The 18323-nt window shown below is 74.1% G+C and carries 18 protein-coding genes and 1 riboswitch; of the genes, 2 read left to right on the forward strand and 16 right to left on the reverse strand.

Annotated features, from left to right (window positions below; genetic code table 11):
- Nucleotides 1-45: 45 nt before the first annotated feature.
- The 10 genes from hisG to rpe all read right to left on the reverse strand — a co-directional run bounded on the left by hisG (nt 46) and on the right by rpe (nt 8335).
- Nucleotides 46-891, reverse strand: coding sequence for an ATP phosphoribosyltransferase (gene hisG, locus D7147_RS30280; RefSeq protein ID WP_120683838.1), 846 nt, complete (start codon nt 889-891; stop codon nt 46-48).
- Nucleotides 892-937: 46 nt separating this feature from the next.
- On the reverse strand, nt 938-1201 hold the full coding sequence (locus D7147_RS30285; protein ID WP_120331238.1) for a phosphoribosyl-ATP diphosphatase: 264 nt from the start codon (nt 1199-1201) through the stop codon (nt 938-940).
- A 99-nt stretch (nt 1202-1300) separates the two neighbouring features.
- Nucleotides 1301-1990, reverse strand: a complete 690-nt coding sequence (locus D7147_RS30290) for an alpha/beta fold hydrolase (RefSeq protein WP_199734300.1) — start codon at nt 1988-1990, stop codon at nt 1301-1303.
- A gap of 91 nt (nt 1991-2081) precedes the next feature.
- On the reverse strand, nt 2082-2582 hold the full coding sequence (gene ribH / locus D7147_RS30295) for a 6,7-dimethyl-8-ribityllumazine synthase (protein WP_120683840.1): 501 nt from the start codon (nt 2580-2582) through the stop codon (nt 2082-2084).
- A 2-nt stretch (nt 2583-2584) separates the two neighbouring features.
- Nucleotides 2585-3847, reverse strand: a complete 1263-nt coding sequence (locus tag D7147_RS30300; RefSeq protein ID WP_120683842.1) for a bifunctional 3,4-dihydroxy-2-butanone-4-phosphate synthase/GTP cyclohydrolase II — start codon at nt 3845-3847, stop codon at nt 2585-2587.
- Nucleotides 3844-4542 (reverse strand): nicotinamide riboside transporter PnuC, encoded by a 699-nt coding sequence (pnuC, locus tag D7147_RS30305; RefSeq protein WP_120683844.1) that lies wholly within the window; start codon nt 4540-4542, stop codon nt 3844-3846. The genes D7147_RS30300 and pnuC overlap by 4 nt, the downstream gene beginning before the upstream one ends.
- Nucleotides 4542-5219 carry a riboflavin synthase gene (locus D7147_RS30310; RefSeq protein ID WP_120683846.1) on the reverse strand — a complete coding sequence of 226 codons (678 nt, stop codon included), beginning with the start codon at nt 5217-5219 and terminating at the stop codon, nt 4542-4544. The genes pnuC and D7147_RS30310 overlap by 1 nt, the downstream gene beginning before the upstream one ends.
- Nucleotide 5220: 1 nt before the next feature.
- Nucleotides 5221-6282, reverse strand: coding sequence for a bifunctional diaminohydroxyphosphoribosylaminopyrimidine deaminase/5-amino-6-(5-phosphoribosylamino)uracil reductase RibD (gene ribD, locus D7147_RS30315; protein ID WP_120683848.1), 1062 nt, complete (start codon nt 6280-6282; stop codon nt 5221-5223).
- Between the two features lie 163 nt (nt 6283-6445).
- Nucleotides 6446-6616, reverse strand: a riboswitch (FMN riboswitch).
- Nucleotides 6617-6696: 80 nt separating this feature from the next.
- Nucleotides 6697-7653, reverse strand: coding sequence for a GGDEF domain-containing response regulator (locus D7147_RS30320; protein ID WP_120683850.1), 957 nt, complete (start codon nt 7651-7653; stop codon nt 6697-6699).
- A 1-nt stretch (nt 7654) separates the two neighbouring features.
- On the reverse strand, nt 7655-8335 hold the full coding sequence (rpe, locus tag D7147_RS30325; protein WP_120683852.1) for a ribulose-phosphate 3-epimerase: 681 nt from the start codon (nt 8333-8335) through the stop codon (nt 7655-7657).
- 254 nt (nt 8336-8589) lie between these two features.
- Here rpe and D7147_RS30330 point away from each other — a divergent pair, with 254 nt between their 5' ends.
- Both D7147_RS30330 and D7147_RS30335 read left to right on the forward strand, forming a co-directional pair.
- Entirely contained in the window at nt 8590-9474 is an 885-nt protein-coding gene (locus D7147_RS30330) for a septum formation family protein (protein ID WP_120683854.1), read from the forward strand.
- A gap of 88 nt (nt 9475-9562) precedes the next feature.
- Nucleotides 9563-10450 (forward strand): septum formation family protein, encoded by an 888-nt coding sequence (locus D7147_RS30335; protein WP_120683998.1) that lies wholly within the window; start codon nt 9563-9565, stop codon nt 10448-10450.
- Between the two features lie 102 nt (nt 10451-10552).
- On the opposite strand, the gene D7147_RS30340 is transcribed toward D7147_RS30335, so the two are convergent.
- The 6 genes from D7147_RS30340 to metK all read right to left on the reverse strand — a co-directional run bounded on the left by D7147_RS30340 (nt 10553) and on the right by metK (nt 18314).
- Nucleotides 10553-12091: an RsmB/NOP family class I SAM-dependent RNA methyltransferase gene (locus D7147_RS30340; RefSeq protein WP_199716494.1), complete on the reverse strand. Its 1539-nt coding sequence runs from the start codon at nt 12089-12091 to the stop codon at nt 10553-10555.
- A gap of 47 nt (nt 12092-12138) precedes the next feature.
- Complete coding sequence (gene fmt, locus D7147_RS30345; protein WP_120683856.1) at nt 12139-13065, reverse strand: methionyl-tRNA formyltransferase; 927 nt, start codon at nt 13063-13065, stop codon at nt 12139-12141.
- A 7-nt stretch (nt 13066-13072) separates the two neighbouring features.
- Complete coding sequence (gene def / locus D7147_RS30350; protein WP_120684000.1) at nt 13073-13636, reverse strand: peptide deformylase; 564 nt, start codon at nt 13634-13636, stop codon at nt 13073-13075.
- 236 nt (nt 13637-13872) lie between these two features.
- The gene (locus D7147_RS30355; RefSeq protein WP_120683858.1) at nt 13873-14856 is read right to left on the reverse strand and encodes an AAA family ATPase; all 984 of its coding nucleotides are present in this window, start codon (nt 14854-14856) and stop codon (nt 13873-13875) included.
- A gap of 186 nt (nt 14857-15042) precedes the next feature.
- A complete protein-coding gene (locus tag D7147_RS30360) occupies nt 15043-17061 on the reverse strand; it encodes a primosomal protein N' (RefSeq protein ID WP_120683860.1) in 2019 nt (672 codons plus the stop codon).
- 59 nt (nt 17062-17120) lie between these two features.
- Nucleotides 17121-18314: a methionine adenosyltransferase gene (metK, locus tag D7147_RS30365; protein WP_120683862.1), complete on the reverse strand. Its 1194-nt coding sequence runs from the start codon at nt 18312-18314 to the stop codon at nt 17121-17123.
- Between the last annotated feature and the right edge of the window lie 9 nt (nt 18315-18323).

The following is an 18323-nucleotide window of genomic DNA, read 5'->3' on the forward strand; positions in this document are numbered from 1 at the left end:
TCCGGGAAGCTGCCGGCTCCGGCGCCGAGGCCGGCGGCGTCCCCGTCACAGCCGGCAGGCGTGGATGTTGGTCACGAGGATCGCCCGGGCGCCGAGCTCGTAGAGCTCGTCCATGATCCGGTGTACGTCGTCGCTGAGCACCATGGCCTGCACCGCCACCCAGCCCTTCCGGTGCAGGGGCGACACGGTCGGCGACTCGATGCCCGGGGTGAGGGCGCTGGCCCGGTCCAGCAGGCCGGCCGGCACGTCGTAGGCGAGCATCACGTAGCGGCGGGCCACCAGCACGCCGTGCAGCCGGCGCAGCAACTGCTCGGCCTGCGGGTGCGTGCCGGAGCCGGCCCGACGTACGAGCACCGCCGACGAGCGCAGCAGCGGCTCACCGAAGACGACGAGGCCGGCCTGACGCAGGGTCGCACCCGTCTCGACCACGTCCGCCACCACGTCGGCGACGCCCAGTCGTACGGCGTTCTCCACCGCGCCGTCGAGCCGGATCACGTCGGCCTTCACACCCAGCTCGGCGAGGTGCCGCTCGACCAGCCCCGGGTACGCGGTGGCGACCCGGTGCCCACCCAGCTCCTGCACGGAGTCGATGTCCTCGGGGCGGGCGGCGAAGCGGAAGGTGGCCCGCCCGAAGGCGAGATCCACGACCTCCTCGGCCGGTGCGCCCGAGTCGATGAGCAGGTCCCGGCCGGTGATGCCGAGGTCCAGGTCACCGGAGCCCACGTAGGTGGCGATGTCCTTCGGGCGCAGGTAGAAGAACTCGATGTCGTTGGGCTCGTCCCGGCAGACCAGGTCCTTCGGGTCGGTGCGCTGGCGGTAGCCCGCCTCGCGCAGCATCTGGGCGGCCGGCTCGGCCAGGGTGCCCTTGTTCGGAATGGCGACACGCAGCATGGCGGAGTGCTCCTAGCAGTCGGTTCGGATCGACGACGGGACGCACTCACAGATGTCGGTAGACGTCCTTCAGCTCGAGCCCGGTGGCGAGCATCAGCACCTGGGTCTGGTAGAGCAGCTGGGAGATCTCCTCGGCGGCACGCTCCCGGCCCTCGTGCTCGGCGGCCATCCACGACTCGGCCGCCTCCTCGACGACCTTCTTGCCGATGAAGTGCACGCCCCGCTCAAGGGCGGCGACCGTGCCCGAGCCGGGAGTGCCGGCCGCGGCCTTGGCCTGCAGCTCGGCGAACAACTCCTCGAACGTCTTCACGCCGCGATTCTTTCAGCTTCGCGGCCCGGTGGCGCGCCCCGGGTCGGGGTACGGCGTTTCCCGTCGCCCCCGGCTCCGTAGCCTGCGGCCTGGGCGGCGTCAGCCCGCCGTCGACGCGAGAAAGTCCCGCACCACCTGGGCGAACTCGGCCGGGCGGGCGGTGTGCACCGCGTGCCCGCCGTCGATCCGGGCCAGCCGGGCGGCGGCAATCCGCTCGGCCATCCGAGCCAGCTCACACTGCGGCAGATGGCTGGCCGCCCCGCCTGCGACCAGCAGCGTCGGCGACGTGATCTGCGTCAACCTCTCCCACCAGTCGGGAGGCGGGTCGTTCAACTCGGCCAGCACCGCCGTCCGGGCCGCCCAGTCGTACGGCGGGTCCACGGCGGGCGGGTCGGGCAGCCGCAGGCCCAGCGGCACCGGTGGCGGCGGCTCCGCCAGCACCAGCGCGGCGACCCGCTCCGGGTGCGCCTGCGCGAACAGGTAGGCCGAAACCGCGCCGGAAGAGTGCCCGAGCACCGTGACCCGGGGCAGGGCGAGGGCGTCGAGGAACGCCAGCAGGTCGTCGCGCATCAGCTCCAGCCCGTACCGGCCGGGGCGGTCGGTCGCCCCGAAACCGCGCAGGTCCGGGGCGTACGTCCGGACGCCGTCGAGCCCGCCGGCGAGCCCGGACCAGGTCGCGCCGGTCGCGCCACCACCGTGCAGCGCGACCAGCGCCCGCCCGCCGGCCGGGCCCCAGACCCGGTACGCCATCCGCAGGCCGGGCAGCCGCGCGTACTCGATCCGGCTCATCCCGCGAGTCTGGCAGAGCCGACCGGACGCGACGAGCGGCAGCCTCGGGGTGATCGTCCCCCCGAGGCCGCCGCTGCGATGGGCGGGCCGGTCAGCCCGCGAAGCCCACCCGGTGGCCGTTGGCGGTGTTGACCGACCGGATGGCCAGCGCCGCGTCGAGCGCGGCGACGGTCGACGCCCAGCCCTTGTCCTCCGCCGAACCGGGCAGGCCGGCCCGGTCCCGGGCCTGCTCCAGGTTGTCCACGGTGAGCACCCCGTGCGCCACCGGCTTGCCCTCGTCGAGCGCCACCCGGGTCAGCCCGTCGGTCACCGACCGGCAGACGTAGTCGAAGTGGGCGGTGGCGCCGCGCACCACCACGCCGAGCGCGACCACCACGTCGCAGCGCCGCGCCAGGGCCTGGGCCACCACCGGAATCTCCACCGAGCCGGCGACCCGGGCGACCACCGCGCGGGCGCCGGACGCCTCCGCGGCGGCGACCGCGCGTTCGAGCATGTGGTCGGTCAACTCGCCGTGCCACCGCGCGGCGACCACTCCCACGGTCATCCCGCTCGCGTCGACGGGCGCCGCCGTCGGCTCCCCGAATCCCGCCATGTCTATGCTCCGATCTCGTCACCGGCGGGCACCTTGCCGGCCGGTGCCTCCGTGACGTCGTCCAACTCCAACAGGTGTCCCATCCGGTCCCGCTTGGTCCGCAGGTACCGCACGTTCTCCGGGTGGGGACGCACCGGCAACGCCTCCCGGCCGGTGATCGTGAGGCCGTACCCCTCCAGCCCGGCCCGCTTCGCCGGGTTGTTGGTGAGCAGCCGCATGGAGCGCACCCCGAGGTCGTACAGGATCTGCGCGCCGGTGCCGTAGTCCCGCGCGTCGGCCGGCAGCCCGAGGTCCAGGTTGGCGTCCACGGTGTCCCGGCCCAGGTCCTGCAGCTGGTAGGCCTGCAGCTTGTGCAGCAGCCCGATGCCGCGCCCCTCGTGACCGCGCATGTAGAGCACCACCCCGCGCCCCTCCTGGGCGACGCGGGCCAGGGCGGCGTCGAGCTGCGGACCGCAGTCGCAGCGCAGCGAACCGAAGACGTCGCCGGTGAGGCACTCGGAGTGCACCCGGACCACGACGTCCTTTCCGTCGCCGATCTCGCCGTAGACCATGGCGACGTGCTCGGCCGTGTCGTGCGTGCTGCGGTACCCGATCGCCCGGAAGACCCCGTGCCGGGTCGGCATCCGCGCGTCGGCGACCTGCTCGACCTGCTTCTCCGTCCGCCGCCGGTACGCGATCAGGTCGGCGATCGTGATCATCGTGAGCGAGTGCTCGACGGAGAACTTCTCCAGGTCCGGCACCCGCATCATGGTGCCGTCGTCGTTGACCATCTCGCAGAGCACGCCGGCCGGGCGCAGGCCGGCCAGCCGGGTGAGGTCGATGGCCGCCTCGGTGTGCCCGGGGCGGCGCAGCACCCCGCCCTGCCGGGCCCGCAGCGGCACCACGTGCCCGGGTCGGGCCAGGTCGACCGGCCCGGTGGTCGGGTCGGCGAGCAGCCGGATGGTGTGCGCCCGGTCGGCCGCCGAGATGCCGGTGGAGATGCCCTCCCGGGCGTCCACGGTCACCGTGTACGCGGTGCCCCGCCGGTCCTGGTTGGTGTGGTGCATCGGCGGCAGGTCCAGCCGGTCGGCCTCGCTCTCGAGCAGCGGCACGCAGATGAAGCCGGAGGTGTGGCGGACCATGAACGCGACCAGCTCCGGGGTGGCCAGCTCGGCCGCGAAGATCAGGTCGCCCTCGTTCTCCCGGTCGGCGTCGTCGACCACGACGACGGGCCGCCCCGCGGCGATCTCCGCGATCGCCTGCTCAATAGTGCCGAAAGTGGTCATGCCACGGCCTCCGTGTAGGTGGACGGGATCGAGGAGCGGACCGGCCGCAGCCTCTGCGACGTACGCCACCAGCTGGCGAAGCCCCAGACGCAGAACGCGCCGTAGATCAGGTACATGGCCGCCGACGGGTAGAAGCCCCCGTTGAGCAGCAGGGGTACGCCGACCGCGTCCACGGCGACCCAGATCAGCCAGAACTCGACCCAGCCACGGGCCATGCCGTAGGTGGCGAGCAGGCTGCCGACGAGGATCCAGGCGTCCGGCAGCGGCCCCCAGGAGCCGAGCGCGGCGAGCGCCGGATAGGCGGCGGCGACCCCGAGCACGGCCGCGACGAGCAGGCCCACCCGCTCCCGGCCGCTCGCCCAGCGGGGCGCCACGGCACCCCCGTCGGGAACGGCGCCGAGCCGACGGGTGCGCGACCAGCGCCACCAGCCGTAGACGCTGACCGTGAAGAAGAAGACCTGCCGGCCTGCCTGCCCGTACAGGTCGTGCGCCTGCGGGGTGGCGAAGACCCCGCCGAGGAAGACGGTGAGGAGCAGCGCGTTGCCGATCATGCCGACCGGCCAGGCCCAGACCACCCGGCGCAGGCCGAGCAGCGCGGAGACCAGCCCGAAGGCGTTGCCGACGATCTCGCGGACCAGCACCGGGGAACCGGCCACCGTCACCTGCGCGTCGAGCAGCCAACCCAGCGTGCTCATCAGGCGACCTCGGTGGGTGATCCGGCCGCGCCGGGGCCGAGCGGAACCACCCCGTCGGGACCGGCGGGCCCGACGCCGTTGGCCGACCGGTCGCCGAGCAGCCGCTCGACGTACTTGGCCAGCACGTCCACCTCGAGGTTCACCGGGTCGCCCACGCCGCGTACGCCGAGGGTGGTGAGCTTCAGCGTGGTGGGGATCAGCCCGACCGAGAACCAGTCCGGCCCGACACCGGCCACGGTCAGCGACACGCCGTCGACGGTGATCGAGCCCTTCTCCACCACGTACCGGGACAGCTGGGCGGGCAGCCGGAAGCGCAGCGTCTCCCACTGCTCGGCCGGCTCCCGGGAGAGCAGCTCGCCGACCCCGTCGACGTGCCCCTGTACCAGGTGCCCGCCGAGCCGGCTGCCCAGCGTCGCGGCCCGCTCCAGGTTCACCGGGGCGCCGGGGCGGAGCGCGCCGAGCGCCGAGCGGCGCAGCGTCTCCCCCATCACGTCCGCGGTGAAGACGCCGGCGTCGACGTCGACCACCGTCAGGCAGACGCCGTTGACGGAAATCGAGTCTCCGTGCCGGGCGTCGGCGGTGACCAGCGGGCCGCGGAGGGCGACCAGCGCCGAGTCCGCGGCGGTCGCCGTCACGGCGAGCACCTCACCCAACTCCTCGACGATGCCGGTGAACATGTCAGCCCTCCCTCTTTCGGGGCAGCGCGGTGATCCGCAGATCCGGACCGATCTGCGTAACGTCGATCAACTCCAGATCGATGGCCTCGGCGATGGTCGTCACACCGGCGTCGACGAGCGCGGCCGGACCGGCGCCGAGCAGCCGGGGCGCGACGTACCCGACGATCTTGTCGACCAGCCCCGCGGCCAGGAACGCTCCGGCCAGCCGGGGGCCACCCTCCAGCAGGACCGCCCGCACGCCCCGCTGGTGCAGCGCGGCCAGCAACGCCGGCAGGTCGACCCGGCCGTCCTTGCCGGCACCGACCTCCGCCACGGTGGCGATCCAGGTCCGGGCGGCGCCGTCGCGGACCTGGGCGTCGGCGGGCGTACGCCCCTCGCTGTCCACGACCACCCGCAGCGGCTGGCGGATGGCGAGGCTGCCGTCGCGCAGGTTGCGGGCGGTGAGCCGGGGATCGTCGGCGAGCACGGTGCCCACCCCGGCGACGACCGCGTCGACGGTGCCGCGCAGCGCGTGCACGTCGATCCGGGCGGCCTCCGAGGTGATCCACATGCTGGTGCCGTCGGCCGCCGCCGACCGTCCGTCCAGCGTCGCGGCGTACTTCCAGATGACGTACGGCCAGCCCCGGCGCATCGAGGTCAGCCAGGCGATGTTGCCGGCCTCCGCCTCCTGGGTGCGTACCCCCAGGTCGACGCGGACGCCGGCGGCGCGCAGGGTGGCCGCCCCGCCGGAGGCAACCGGGTTCGGGTCGGGTACGGCGATCACCACCCGGGCCACCCCTGCCTGGACGAGCGCGAGACTGCAGGGGCCGGTGCGACCGGTGTGGTCGCAGGGTTCGAGAGTGACCACGGCGGTGCCGCCCCGGGCCCGTTCACCGGCCTGCGCGAGCGCGACGATCTCGGCGTGCGGCCCGCCCGCGTACGCGTGGAAGCCCTCGCCGACGACCTCGCCGTCGGCGTCCATCAGCACGCAGCCGACCACCGGATTGGGGCTGGTGGTGCCGAGTCCACGCGCACCGAGTTCGATCGCGCGACGCATCGCCTCGTCGACGGAGACGCTCGCCATTCGCCTTGTCCCTGCCTTCTCGCTCGCCGGTGGCGCGCGGGCGGGGTGGGAGGCGGCATCGGGCCGCGGGCGTGCGGCGGCGGAGATCCGGGTACGGCGGAGCCGACCCGCAGGGGCGACACGGCACGCCGACACCGGCGTCCGGGCACGACCCGTCCGTCCCGCGCGCTGTCTCCCATCCGGACTGTCTGGGTGCGGAATTCCCGCCCCCAACCGTCGGCCCCGGATTCACACCAGGTCCACCGGGCGGCAGAGCCGACCGGGTCGCGGGCTGACCACGGTCTCGCCGTGGATCACCGCCGGTTCGGAATTACACCGAGTCCCGCCAGCGCGTGGTGGGTACAGGGAAGTCTTACACGCCGAACGGGTGCCGCCGCCACCTGGGCGAGGTACTTCACACCGGGTCCCGCCCGCTCAGGTGACGCCGCGCCGCCGGTCGACCGCCACGTACGAGCCGGGTTGCCCCTTCGCCACCGACTTCATCTCGCTGGCGACGGCGATCGCCTCCAGCGGGTCGGTGAAGCGCTTACCGGCGTCGGAGAGGGAGACACCGATCGAGAGGGTGACCAGCGCGGCGCGGCGGATGTTGCCCCGCCGGTCCTTGAGCTCGACGTAGCCGCGCTCCCGGTCGATCGGGTCGTAGAGGGAGTCGGCCGCCTTCTCGAAGTCCACGACCGCCCGCGAGGTCAGCGGCCGGATCTGCTCCGGGGAGCAGACGATCACGAAGTCGTCGCCGCCGACGTGACCGAGGAACGCCGGGGGCAGCCCGATGGAGACCACCGCCCGGTGCACGCTGCGGGCCAGGGCGGAGATGAAGTCGTCGCCGCGGACGAAGCCGTACCGGTCGTTGACGCTCTTGAACCGGTCGATGTCGATGTAGGCGACCGCGTAGTCGGCGCCGCTGCGTACCCGGTCGGAGATCTCCCGCCGGATCCGGCTGTTCCCGGGCAGCCCGGTCAGCGGCGAGACCTCCCGGAACTCCTTGTTGCGGCGCAGCGTGGAGCTGACCCGGGCCACCAGCTCGGCGGTGTCGAACGGTTTGACCAGGTAGTCGTCGGCGCCGGCGCTGAGGCCGTGCACCTTGTCCACGGTCATTCCCTTGGCGGTCAGCATGATCACCGGCAGGGCCGAGGTCATCGGGTCGGCGCGCAGCCGCCGGGTCAGCTCCAGCCCGTCGATGCGGGGCATCATCAGATCGACCACCGCGAGGTCGGGCCGCTGGCGCTCGATCACCTCGAGGGCCTCCTGGCCGTCGCCGGCGTGGATCACCTCGAAACCGTGCAGCCGGAGGTTGAACTCGACGAAACGCGCGATGTCCTCGTCGTCGTCGACGACGAGGATGACGTCGGGGCGCTCCTCCGCCGCGTCCACCTCAGGCCCCGGAGATCGCGCGTTCCGCGAGCGCCCGCAGCCGGCGTACGGCCTCGGCGGGATCGTCGGCGCCGTAGACGGCGGTGCCGGCGACGAAGGCGTCGGCGCCCGCCGCGGCGGCCTGCTCGATGGTGTCGGCGGCGATCCCGCCGTCGACCTCGATGCGTAGCTCCAGGTGCCCGGCGGCGACGTGCCGGCGGGCGGCGCGGACCTTCTCCAGCAGCTGCGGGATGAAGCGCTGCCCGCCGAACCCGGCCTTGATCGTCATGATCAGGAGGGTGTCGAAGCTCGGCAGCAGCTCCAGGTAGGGCTCGATCGGGGTGTCCCGGTCGATCGCCAGCCCGGCCTTCGCCCCGGCCGAGCGCAGGTCCTTGGCGAGCGCCACCGGGTCGTCACACGCCTCCGCGTGGAAGGTGACGTTGTACGCCCCGGCGTCGGCGTAGCCGGGCGCCCAGCGGCGCGGATCCTCGATCATGAGATGCACGTCGAAGGGCAGTTGGGTGGCCGCCCGCAGGCTCTGCACCACCGGCAGCCCGATGGTGAGGTTCGGCACGAAGTGGTTGTCCATGACGTCGACGTGCAGCCAGTCGGCGGCACCCTCGACGGCACGGACCTCGTCGGCGAGGCGGGCGAAGTCGGCGGCGAGGATGCTCGGCGCGACGATCGTCGGCGGTACGGTCACGGGCCAAGTGTACGAACGTCGCGGCCGATCACCGCCGGCACGGCACCAACCGGGACGGGCCGTGACCCGACGGTGACCGCTGGTGCAGAATCAGCCGGTACGGGCGGGCGATTCCGGACGGGGAGGCATCGGCGACTGGCCGATCGGCGCGAACCCGGCAACACTCCAACCCAGACGGTGACGCACCGCCGGGGCCTCGCGACGCCCGCCACGGACAAGATCAACGCTCACCAGGTTCCCGGAAGGGGCGGACGATGCGACGGTGCCTCGGAGTCCTGGCGCTGGCCAGTGCCGTGGCGATGCTGCTGAGCGGGTGCCTGCGCGCGCACGGCCCCGACGGTGACCTGGTCGACGACTGGCCGGCGATGCGCGCCCCGACGATCTTCGTCCCGGCCACCGACACCTGCCAGGCCCGGATCTTCACAGTCGTGCAGGCGAGCACCTACCAGACGGTGCCCTGCTCCCGCACCCACCTGGCCGAGGCCATCCACGTCGGCACGTTCACCGCGGCGCCCTCCGCCGCCCGGCCGGAGCCCGGTCGCCCGTCGCTGCGCGCCGCCCGAACCGAGTGCGACCAGCGGGCCCGGGAGGTGCTCGGCGGCGACTGGCACGCCGCTCGGGTGGCGCTGAACATCGCGCTGCCCAGCAAGGCGGCCTGGGCGGGAGGCGCCCGCTGGTTCCGCTGCGACCTGAGCGAGACCGACAGCATCGACAACACCCGCCCGATCAACCGCACCGGCAGCCTGCGCGGCGCGATGGTCGGCGACTCGCCGCTGCTGCACCGCTGCTTCGACCCGAAGCTGATCGACGAGAACCTCAACTACATGGCGCCGGTGCTCTGCTCCGAGCCGCACCGCGCCGAGTTCGTCGGGGCGTACACCGAGCGCGACCTGAGCTGGGCGGCGTTCACCGCCGCGGCCGACCAGGTGCACCGGCGCTGCATGGCGCTGATCGCCACCTTCGCGGCGGTGCCCGACGACAGCGAACTGCCCTACCGGGCGGGATCCATCTTCTACCCGCCGTCACGGCGGGAGTGGGAGGAGGGCGACCGGGGGGTGCGCTGTTTCCTGTGGAGCGACGACCGGAAGCTCACCCGGTCGATGCGGGGGGCGGGGCCGCAGGGACTACCGGCGATCTGAGAGCCCGTGCCGTATGCTCCTGCGCCGTGGCGCAACCGGTCGATGATCGCCGGTCGGCGTGACCACGGTCGACGGGGAGGTCGGCGGGATGCGACGGTGGTGGACGGCGGCCGTGGTGGGCACGGTGGCGGTGCTGGGGCTCGCCGGCTGCGCGCCGGCCGGTCTCGACGCGGAACTCACCGACGACTGGCCGACGCTCGCCGCGGCCGAGGCGTTCGTCCCCGACGCCGGGGTCTGCCACCTCGCCATCGCCGACGTCGGCTACCTCAGCGCGTACAGCCCGGTCCAGTGCGGCGAGTCGCACCGGACGGAGACGCTGCACCTGGGCACGCTCAGCGGCGCGGCCGCGCAGCGCAGCACGCCCCCGCCGGCCGGCTCGGTGGGGCTGCGCGCCGCGCGCACCGAATGTGACCGGGAGGTCAACAAGGCCGTCGGCGCCGACTGGCGCACCGGCCGGCTCAGCGTCGACGTGGTCTTCCCGTCGCCCGCCGCGTGGACCGGCGGCGCCCGCTGGTTCCGCTGCGACGTCAGCGAGATCGCGAGCCTGGACGACCCCGCGATCAGCCTCCGGGAGGGGAGCCTGCGCGACGCCCTGAAGGGCACGTCCAAGCTGGCCTACGGCTGCTTCGATCCGAAGGTGGTCAAGGAGGACATCGAGGAGATGCTCCCCAAGGCCTGCACGGCGAAGCACCACGCCGAGTTCGTCGGGGTCTACCAGGCGCCGGACATCAGCTACGCCGAGTTCACCCGCACCACGCTGCGCGCCCACAAGGACTGCCGCAAGCTGATCGCCTCGTACGTCAAGGTGCCGAACAACTCCGACATGCAGTACCGGGCCGGCACGATCTTCTACCACCCGTTCGAGGAGGAGTGGAAGAGCGGCAACCGCGGCGTGCAGTGCTTCCTCTGGGTCAGCGACCGGTCCCTGACCCGCTCGCTCAAGGGCGCCGGCAGCAAGGGCCTCCCCGTCCGCTGACCCCCCGGCCTCGTTCACGATCGGCCTCGTTCACGGAAAGAGTGGCCTTCGCGGGTGCGAAGGCCACTCTTTCCGTGAAGGTGCGCTGGGGAGGGTGGGCGGTCAGCCGCGGCGGAGGACGGCGAGGAACATCGCGTCGGTGCCGTGCCGGTGCGGCCAGAGCTGCACGGTCGGGCCGTCGCCCAGCCCCGGCATACCGGCCGGCAGCAGCGGGCGGGCGTCGACGAAGTCGACCGGGACGCCGGAGCGGCGCGCCGCCTCGGTCACCGTCACGTGCGTCTCCACGATGTGCGGCGAACACGTGACGTAGGCGACGACGCCACCGGGGCGCACCGCGCGCAGCGCCGCGCCGAGCAGTTCCCGCTGCAGCCGGGTCAGCGACGAGAGGTCCGACGGCTGCCGCCGCCACCGCGACTCCGGGCGCCGCCGCAGCGAGCCCAGGCCGGTGCAGGGCGCGTCGACCAGCACCCGGTCGAAGTGCTGCTCGGGCAGCTTCGGATCCTCCCCGACGGTACGGCCGTCGACGTTCAGCACGGTCACCGGCAGGCCCCGGGTGGCCTGGGCCACCAACCGGGAGCGGTGCTCCGCCACCTCGACGGCGGTCAGCCGAGCGTCGCGCTCGGCGGCGATCGCGCCGAGCAGGCCGGCCTTGCCGCCCGGGCCGGCGCAGAGGTCGAGCCAACGACCGTCCGGGCCGTCCAACGGCGCGGCCGTCAACGCGGCCGCCACCAGCTGGGAGCCCTCGTCCTGCACGTGGGCCCGTCCCTCGGCCACCGCCGGTAGGTCACCGGGGGCGCCGCCGCCCAGGTAGACGGCGTACGGCGAGAAGGCGCCCGGCGCGCCACCGACCTCGTCGGCCAGCTCCACCGCGTCGACGCGCCCCGGACGGGCGCAGAGGTGCACCGGCGGCCGCTCATTGTCCTCGATCAGCAGCCGGGTCGTCTCCCCGAGGTCACCCCCGAGCGCCTCGGCGAACGCCCGCACCACCCACTGCGGATGGCTGTAGGCGAGCGCCAGGTGCCCGATCGGGTCGCTCTCCATGCTCGGCGCGAGCTGCGCCACCCAGGCGTCGACGTCCCGCTCCGCGACCTCCCGCAGCACCGCGTTGGCGAAGCCGGTGGCGCCCGGCCCGACCGCGCGGACCAGGTCGACGGTGGAGGAGACCGCCGCGTGCGCCGGTACCCGGGTGTGCAGCAGCTGGTACGCGCCGAGGCGCAGCGCGTCGCGCACCGGCGGGTCGATCCGTTGCACCTCCCGCCCGGCCGCGGCGGTCAGGATCGCGTCCAGGGTGCCGAGGTGGCGCAGAGTGCCGTACGTCAGTTCGGTGGCGAAGGCCGCGTCCCGGCCGAAGAGCCCCTCCTCGCGGAGGATGGCCGGCAGCACCAGGTTGGCGAACGCGTCGTCCCGGTGCACCGCGGCGATCGCCTCGTAGGCCGCGTACCGGGGCCGGTCCATCGCCGGCCGGCCACCACGTGCGCTGCCGCGCCCGCCCGCCGACCAGCGTCCACCGTTGCCCTGGTCGCCGCGCGGGCGGTCGTCGCGTCGGGTGCCGCCCCGGCGTGCGTCGGTGCGCTCCGGCGCCCTTCCCGGGCCGGTCGGGCGCTCGTCGGGCCGCCCCGAGGTCGCGGATCGGTCGGGCACCCCGGCGCCGGCCGCCCGGTGTTCGCGGTCCGCTGCTCCAGTGCCCGTCACGCGAGTTCCTCTCCGGCGGCGACCCGTGCGCCGCGTGCCCAGTCGGTCGCGGGCATGGCCCGCTTGCCCGCGGCCCGGATCTCGCCCAGCCGGACGGGGGTGGTGGCGGTGCCGACGAGCACCCGGGACTTCTCGACGAGCAGCTCACCCGCCTTGAGGTCGGGGCCGTCGGCCACCGGCGCGACCGGCCCCAGCTTGATCCGTTCGCCGCGGAAGGTGCTCCACGGGCCGGGGGCTGGCGTGCAGGCCCGGATCCGCCGGTCCACGGCGAAGGCCGGGTCCGTCCAGCGCACCCGGGCGTCCTCCACGGTCACCTTCGGGGCCAGTGACACCCCGTCGGCCGGCTGCGCCTGCGCCCGGGCGGTGCCGTCGGAGATCGCGTCGAGGACGGCGACCAGCAGGCCCGCGCCCGACTCGGCGAGCCGCTCCAGCAGGTCACCGGAGGTGTCCGTGGGGCGGATCTCGTCGGTCAGGGTGCCGTAGACCGGCCCGGTGTCCAGCCCCTGCTCCAGCTGGAAGACGCTGGCACCGGTCAGCTCGTCGCCGTGCAGCACGGCGTGCTGCACGGGTGCCGCGCCCCGCCATGCCGGCAGGAGGGAGAAGTGCAGGTTGACCCAGCCGTGCCGAGGGATCTCCAGGGCGGCCGGCGGCACGAGCGCCCCGTACGCGACCACCGGCACGCAGTCCGGTGCGAGGTCACGCAGCCGGTCCAGGAACTCCGGCTCGCGCGGGCGGGCCGGGGTGAGCACCTCGATTCCGTGCTCGTCGGCCCACGTTCCGACGGCGGAGCGGGAGACGCCCCGCCCCCGCCCGGCCGGCGCGTCGGGACGGGTCACCACGGCGACCAGCTCGTGCCGCGAGGCGGCGACGGCGGCCAGGGACGGTACGGCGACAGCCGGCGTACCCGCGAAGATCACACGCACCGGCCGGTCACCCACCCAGGCCGAAGGGGCTGGCGGCGGAGCCGTGCGGGTTCAGCTTGACCACCGGCGGGGCGGCGGCGTCGTACCACTCGGCCTGCCGGATCGCCTTCATCGCCTCCTTGCGCCCGGCCTGGTCGAGCCGGTCGATGAAGAGCACCCCGTCGAGGTGGTCGGTCTCGTGCTGCACGCAGCGCGCCATCAGCCCGGTGCCGACGATCTGCATCGGGTCGCCGTAACCGTTGAAGCCCTTGGCGATCACGTTCTGTCGGCGCTTCGTGTCGAAGTAGAGCCCGGGGATGGAGAGGCAACCCTCCGGGCCGTCCTGCTCCTCCTCGTCGGGGAACTCCAGGACCGGGTTGACCAGGTGGCCGAGGACGTCGTCGACGTCGAAGGTGAACACCCGCAGGCCCACCCCGAGCTGCGGGGCGGCCAGGCCGGCGCCGTTCTGCTCACGCATGGTGTCGGTCAGGTCGGCGACGAGCCGGCGCAGCTCGGTGTCGAAGTCGACCACCGGATCGGCCGGCGTGCGCAGCACCGGATCCCCGAACAGACGGATGGGCTGGACGGTCACGCGGGACGGCTCCTTCACGGGGTGGATGATCGGGGCCGTACCAGTCTACGGAGTGCCACGGCCGACCCCGGCCGGCGTACGGTGATCGACCGGGGTTGGTGTGCGGAGCGTCACGGCGGCAGCGCCGGACGGCTGTCGGCACCGATCCGGGCCGCCGCGACGGGCGGCCCGGCCGTGCCCGACCGGGGCACGCGTCTCGGCGCTGCGGTGTCGGCGCGGCAGCCGGACGGCGTCGGTCAGGCGCTGTGGCCCGGCTCGCCGGCCAGCACCGCGTCCCCGGCGAGCAGGGTGTGCTCGGGCAGCGGCAGCTGGATGCCGTGCGCGGCCTCCCAGTCGTAGACGACGCCGGGACGCACCTGGGCGGCGAAGTAGTCGACGGCGCTCATCCCGCCGACGACCGGCTCGTCGACCTCGGCGACGAGCTGGGCCGGCACCAGGTGGAAGCCGCTCTGCAGCGCGGCGCTGAGCCGGCGGTGCCCGTCGACCACGAAGAAGTACTCACCGGTGAAGCCGATCCGCAGCGGCTCGAGCGCCTCGTCGCCCGCACCGGCCACCTCGCCGACGAACTCGGAGTCCCAGAGCCCGCGCAGCGTGGCGATGTCCTCGGTGGGGTAGATCCGGGCCGGATCGAGCAGCAGCAGCGGCGGCTCGTCCCGCAGCACCTCGGCGCCGAGCGTCCCCTCGTACGCCGCGATCACGTGCTCGATCACCTCTTCGGGCGTGGCCCGGGTGGTGTCGCAGATCAGGTCGTAGTTGCGCAGCCGGGCCTTGTCCACCCCGTAGCGGATGATGAACCGGCTCCGCTCACTCTCGCTGCGCTCGCGGAGCTTGGCGGTCGCCTCCTCCAGCGAGGTGTAGCTCTCGGCCGGCCCGGACGGGCGGGCGAGCACCCGGCGGGCGGCCTCCCCCGGCTCGGTGATCATGTGCACCTTGAGCGCGTCGGTGAAGAAGTGCCAGGCCAGGCGGGAGTCCATGACGAGGCTCTCACCGGAGGCGGCGATGTTGCGCTGGAGCTGGTCGACGTAGCCGTCGACCGCCTGGTCGAGTTCGGCGTGCAGGTTGAGCTGGAGGGCGGTCATCTGCCGCTCCTGCGCCATCTGCCGGTAGAGGTCGCCGACGGCGACCCGGCGCAGGCCCAGTCGCTTGGCGATCTCGACCGAGACGGTGCTCTTGCCGCTGCCGAGGTCACCGTTGAAGACGATCGACTGACGAACGGTCACGACTGGTCCACCCCTGATCACCGGAGAATCGAACTCATCGTCCTGGCGTGGGCTCGACGCACTCCCCCAGCGTCGCGCCTTCGTCCGCCCGGCATGACGGGCGATGCTACCACCCCATAATCGGGCTCCCGCCGGACGCGGCGTGCGACATCACCCGGCTCACCTGCTGGAAGTCCAGGTCGGCGCTCAGAAGAGGTCGAGCGGGTCGACCTGGAGCCGGACCGGGTCGGCCGCCTTGCGGGCGCTGCGCGCCCCGGCGGCGGCGTGCAGCGCGCCGGCCAGCGCGGCGGCCCGCGCGCGGGGCACCCGCACCAGCATCCGCTCCCGCTCCCCGTCGGCGGGGACGGGACCGAGCACCTCGGCGCCGTCGGGCAGCCGCGCCTCGTCGAGCAGGTCCGCCACCGCCGCGGGCAGCCCGGTCACGCTCGCCATCCGGACCGCGGGCGGGAAGCCCAGCTCGCGCCGCTCGGCCAGCTCGCGCGCCGCGAACCAGCCGGCGTCCCAGCGCAGCAACGCCTGCACCGGCGCGAGCGCCCCGTCGGCGACCACCACCACCCGGCCGCCGGCCCCGGCCGGTCGGGCCAGCGCCGCCGCCGACAGCCAGCGCCGCAGCGCCTCCTCCCCGGCCCGCAGGTCGGCCCGGGTGAGCAGCGCCCACGAGTCGAGCAGCAGCACCGCCCCGTAGCCTCCCTCGGCCACCGGTTCGGCGCCCGGCGTGGCGATCACCAGGCCCGCCCCGCCGGGCACGCCGTCGAGCACCTCGTCCCGGCCGGACGTGCGCACCGACACACCCGGGAACGCCCGCCCCAGCTCCTCGGCGGTCCGCCGGGCGCCGGTGACCGCGGCCCGCAGCCGTCGGCCGCCGCACTCCGGGCACGCGTACGCGGCGGCCACCCGACCGCACCAGCGACAGGCGGGCGGCGCGGACGCGGAGGGCAGCGCGAGCGGACCCGCGCAGTGCGCGCAGCGGGCCGGCGTGCGGCACTGCGCGCAGGAGACCGACGGCAGGTAGCCCCGGCGGGGCACCTGCACCAGCACCGGCAGGTCGGCGCGGAGCGCCTCCCGGGCCGCCGTCCAGGCCAGGCTGGGCAGCCGCGCCGTGGCCGCTCCGGGATCGCGGGCCAGCTGCGGGTCGTCACCCACGGGGGCGATGGCGGGGGTACGCGCGCGCACGGTGGCCCGGTCGGCGACCACCTCCCGCGCCCATCCGGTCTCCAGCAGCAGCTGCGCCTCGGCCGTGCGGGCGTACCCGCCGACCAGCACGCCGGCCTCGGTCAGCTGGGCGCGGGTGAGCAGCACGTCGCGGGCGTGCGGGTAGGGGGCTCGCGGCTCGGCGTGCAGGTCGTCGCCGTCGTCCCAGATCGCGACGAGGCCCAGCCGCTCGACCGGGGCGAACATCGCGGCCCGGGTGCCGATCACCACCGGCACGTCGCCCCGCCGGGCGGCGAGGAAGGCCCGGTAGCGGCGGGCCGGGCCGAGCGCCGCCGAGAGGCAGACGTGCCGGCCGGGGCCGAGCGCGGCACCCACGGCGGCGTCGAGGCGGTCGAGGTCGCGGTTGTCGGCGACCACCACCACCGCGCCCCGGCCGCCGGCGACGGTCGCGGCGACCGCCTCGGCGTAGCGGACCGCCCAGTCCTCTCCCGCGAGCGCGGACCAGACCGCGCGGGGCGCCCGCCCGTCGGTGAGCGCCCGCAGGTAGGCGGGGCCGGCCGGGTAGTCGCGCCACCCGTCGGGTCCGGGCTCCGCCGGGGGTCGGCGCTGCTCCGGCAGCTCCGCCCCGGACTCCGGCGCGGTCGACGCGTCCGGTGCCGGCGGTGCGGCCGACGCGGTCGACGCAGGCGGCGCGTTCGGTGCGTTCGGTGCGGGCGGTTCCGCGCCGTCCGGGCGCGCCTCCTTCTCCACCCGGGCGTGCCGGGGCGGTACGGCGAGGCGGAGCACATCGGCGAGGCTGCCGGCGTACCGGTCGGCGACCGCCCGGGCCAGTCGGCTCACCTCGGGCGAGAGCACCGGCTCCGGTGAGACGACCTTCTCCAGGTAGGCCAGCCGGGGATGGTCGGAGCTCGCCACCCGCTCCAGCAGCCAGCCGTCCACCAGCTGCCCGGCGAACCGGACCTTCACCCGGGTGCCGGGCACCGCCTGCTCGTCGAGCGCGGCCGGAACCAGGTAGTCGAAGGGCCGGTCCAGGTGGGCCAGGGGGACGTCCACGCAGACACGAGCGACCGGCGACCCGTCCGCGGGTCGCCGGTCGCTGCGCGTGGCGCTGGTCAGGCTCCCGCAGCCGACTTGAGGTCGGCGGCCCGCTCGGTGCTCTCCCAGGTCAGGTCGGGCAACTCCCGGCCGAAGTGGCCGTACGCCGCCGTCTGCTGGTAGATCGGGCGGAGCAGGTTCAGGTCCCGGATGATGGCCGCCGGCCGCAGGTCGAAGACCTCGGAGACGGCCTTCTCGATCGACGCCACCGGCACGGTCTCGGTGCCGAACGTCTCGATGAAGAGACTGACCGGGTGCGCCTTGCCGATCGCGTACGCGACCTGCACCTCGCAGCGCTCGGCGAGGCCGGCGGCGACCACGTTCTTGGCCACCCAGCGCATCGCGTACGCGGCCGAGCGGTCCACCTTCGAGGGGTCCTTGCCGGAGAACGCCCCGCCACCGTGTCGGGCGTACCCGCCGTAGGTGTCGACGATAATCTTGCGGCCGGTCAGGCCCGCGTCGCCCATCGGTCCGCCGATCTCGAACCGGCCGGTCGGGTTGACCAGCAGCCGGTAACCCTCGGTGTCCAGCCCCAGGCTCTCCAGCTCCGGCGCGATCACGTGCTCGCGGATGTCCGGGGTGAGCAGCGACTCCAACGAGATGTCGGCGGCGTGCTGGCTGGAGACCACCACGGTGTTCAGCCGGACCGGTCGCAGCCCGTCGTACTCGATGGTGACCTGCGTCTTGCCGTCCGGCCGCAGGTACGGGATGGTGCCGTCCTTGCGCACGGCGGCCATCCGGCGGGCCAGCCGGTGGGCGAGGGCGATCGGCAGCGGCATCAGCTCCGGCGTCTCGGAGCAGGCGAAGCCGAACATCATGCCCTGGTCACCGGCGCCCTGGGCGTCCAGCGCGCTCTCCGATGCCCCGGTACGCAGCTCGAAGGCGTTGTCGACGCCCTGGGCGATGTCCTCCGACTGGGCTCCGATGGAGACGCTGACGCCGCACGACGCGCCGTCGAAGCCCTTCTTCGACGAGTCGTAACCGATGTCGAGGATGGTCTTGCGGACGATGGTCGGGATGTCCGCGTACGCCTTGGTGGTGACCTCACCGGCGATGTGCACCTGACCGGTGGTGATGAGGGTCTCCACCGCGACCCGGCTGCGCGGGTCCTCGGTGAGCAACGCGTCGAGGATGCCGTCGCTGATCTGGTCGGCGATCTTGTCCGGGTGGCCTTCCGTGACCGATTCGGACGTGAAGAGGCGGCGTGTCACGGCACTCCT

Origin of the sequence: Micromonospora musae (genome assembly GCF_003626545.1) — a bacterium.
GTDB classification, from domain to species: domain Bacteria; phylum Actinomycetota; class Actinomycetes; order Mycobacteriales; family Micromonosporaceae; genus Micromonospora; species Micromonospora musae.

Excerpts from the sequence above, each read along its gene's own strand:
- ribH (WP_120683840.1), bottom strand. The coding sequence starts at position 2,582 with ATGGCGGGATTCGGGGAGCCGACGGCGGCGCCCGTCGACGCGAGCGGG.
- ribD (WP_120683848.1), bottom strand. The coding sequence starts at position 6,282 with ATGGCGAGCGTCTCCGTCGACGAGGCGATGCGTCGCGCGATCGAACTC.
- D7147_RS30290 (WP_199734300.1), bottom strand. The coding sequence starts at position 1,990 with ATGAGCCGGATCGAGTACGCGCGGCTGCCCGGCCTGCGGATGGCGTAC.
- D7147_RS30310 (WP_120683846.1), bottom strand. The coding sequence starts at position 5,219 with ATGTTCACCGGCATCGTCGAGGAGTTGGGTGAGGTGCTCGCCGTGACG.
- D7147_RS30330 (WP_120683854.1), top strand. The coding sequence starts at position 8,590 with ATGCGACGGTGCCTCGGAGTCCTGGCGCTGGCCAGTGCCGTGGCGATG.
- pnuC (WP_120683844.1), bottom strand. The coding sequence starts at position 4,542 with ATGAGCACGCTGGGTTGGCTGCTCGACGCGCAGGTGACGGTGGCCGGT.
- D7147_RS30300 (WP_120683842.1), bottom strand. The coding sequence starts at position 3,847 with ATGACCACTTTCGGCACTATTGAGCAGGCGATCGCGGAGATCGCCGCG.
- D7147_RS30335 (WP_120683998.1), top strand. The coding sequence starts at position 9,563 with ATGCGACGGTGGTGGACGGCGGCCGTGGTGGGCACGGTGGCGGTGCTG.
- hisG (WP_120683838.1), bottom strand. The coding sequence starts at position 891 with ATGCTGCGTGTCGCCATTCCGAACAAGGGCACCCTGGCCGAGCCGGCC.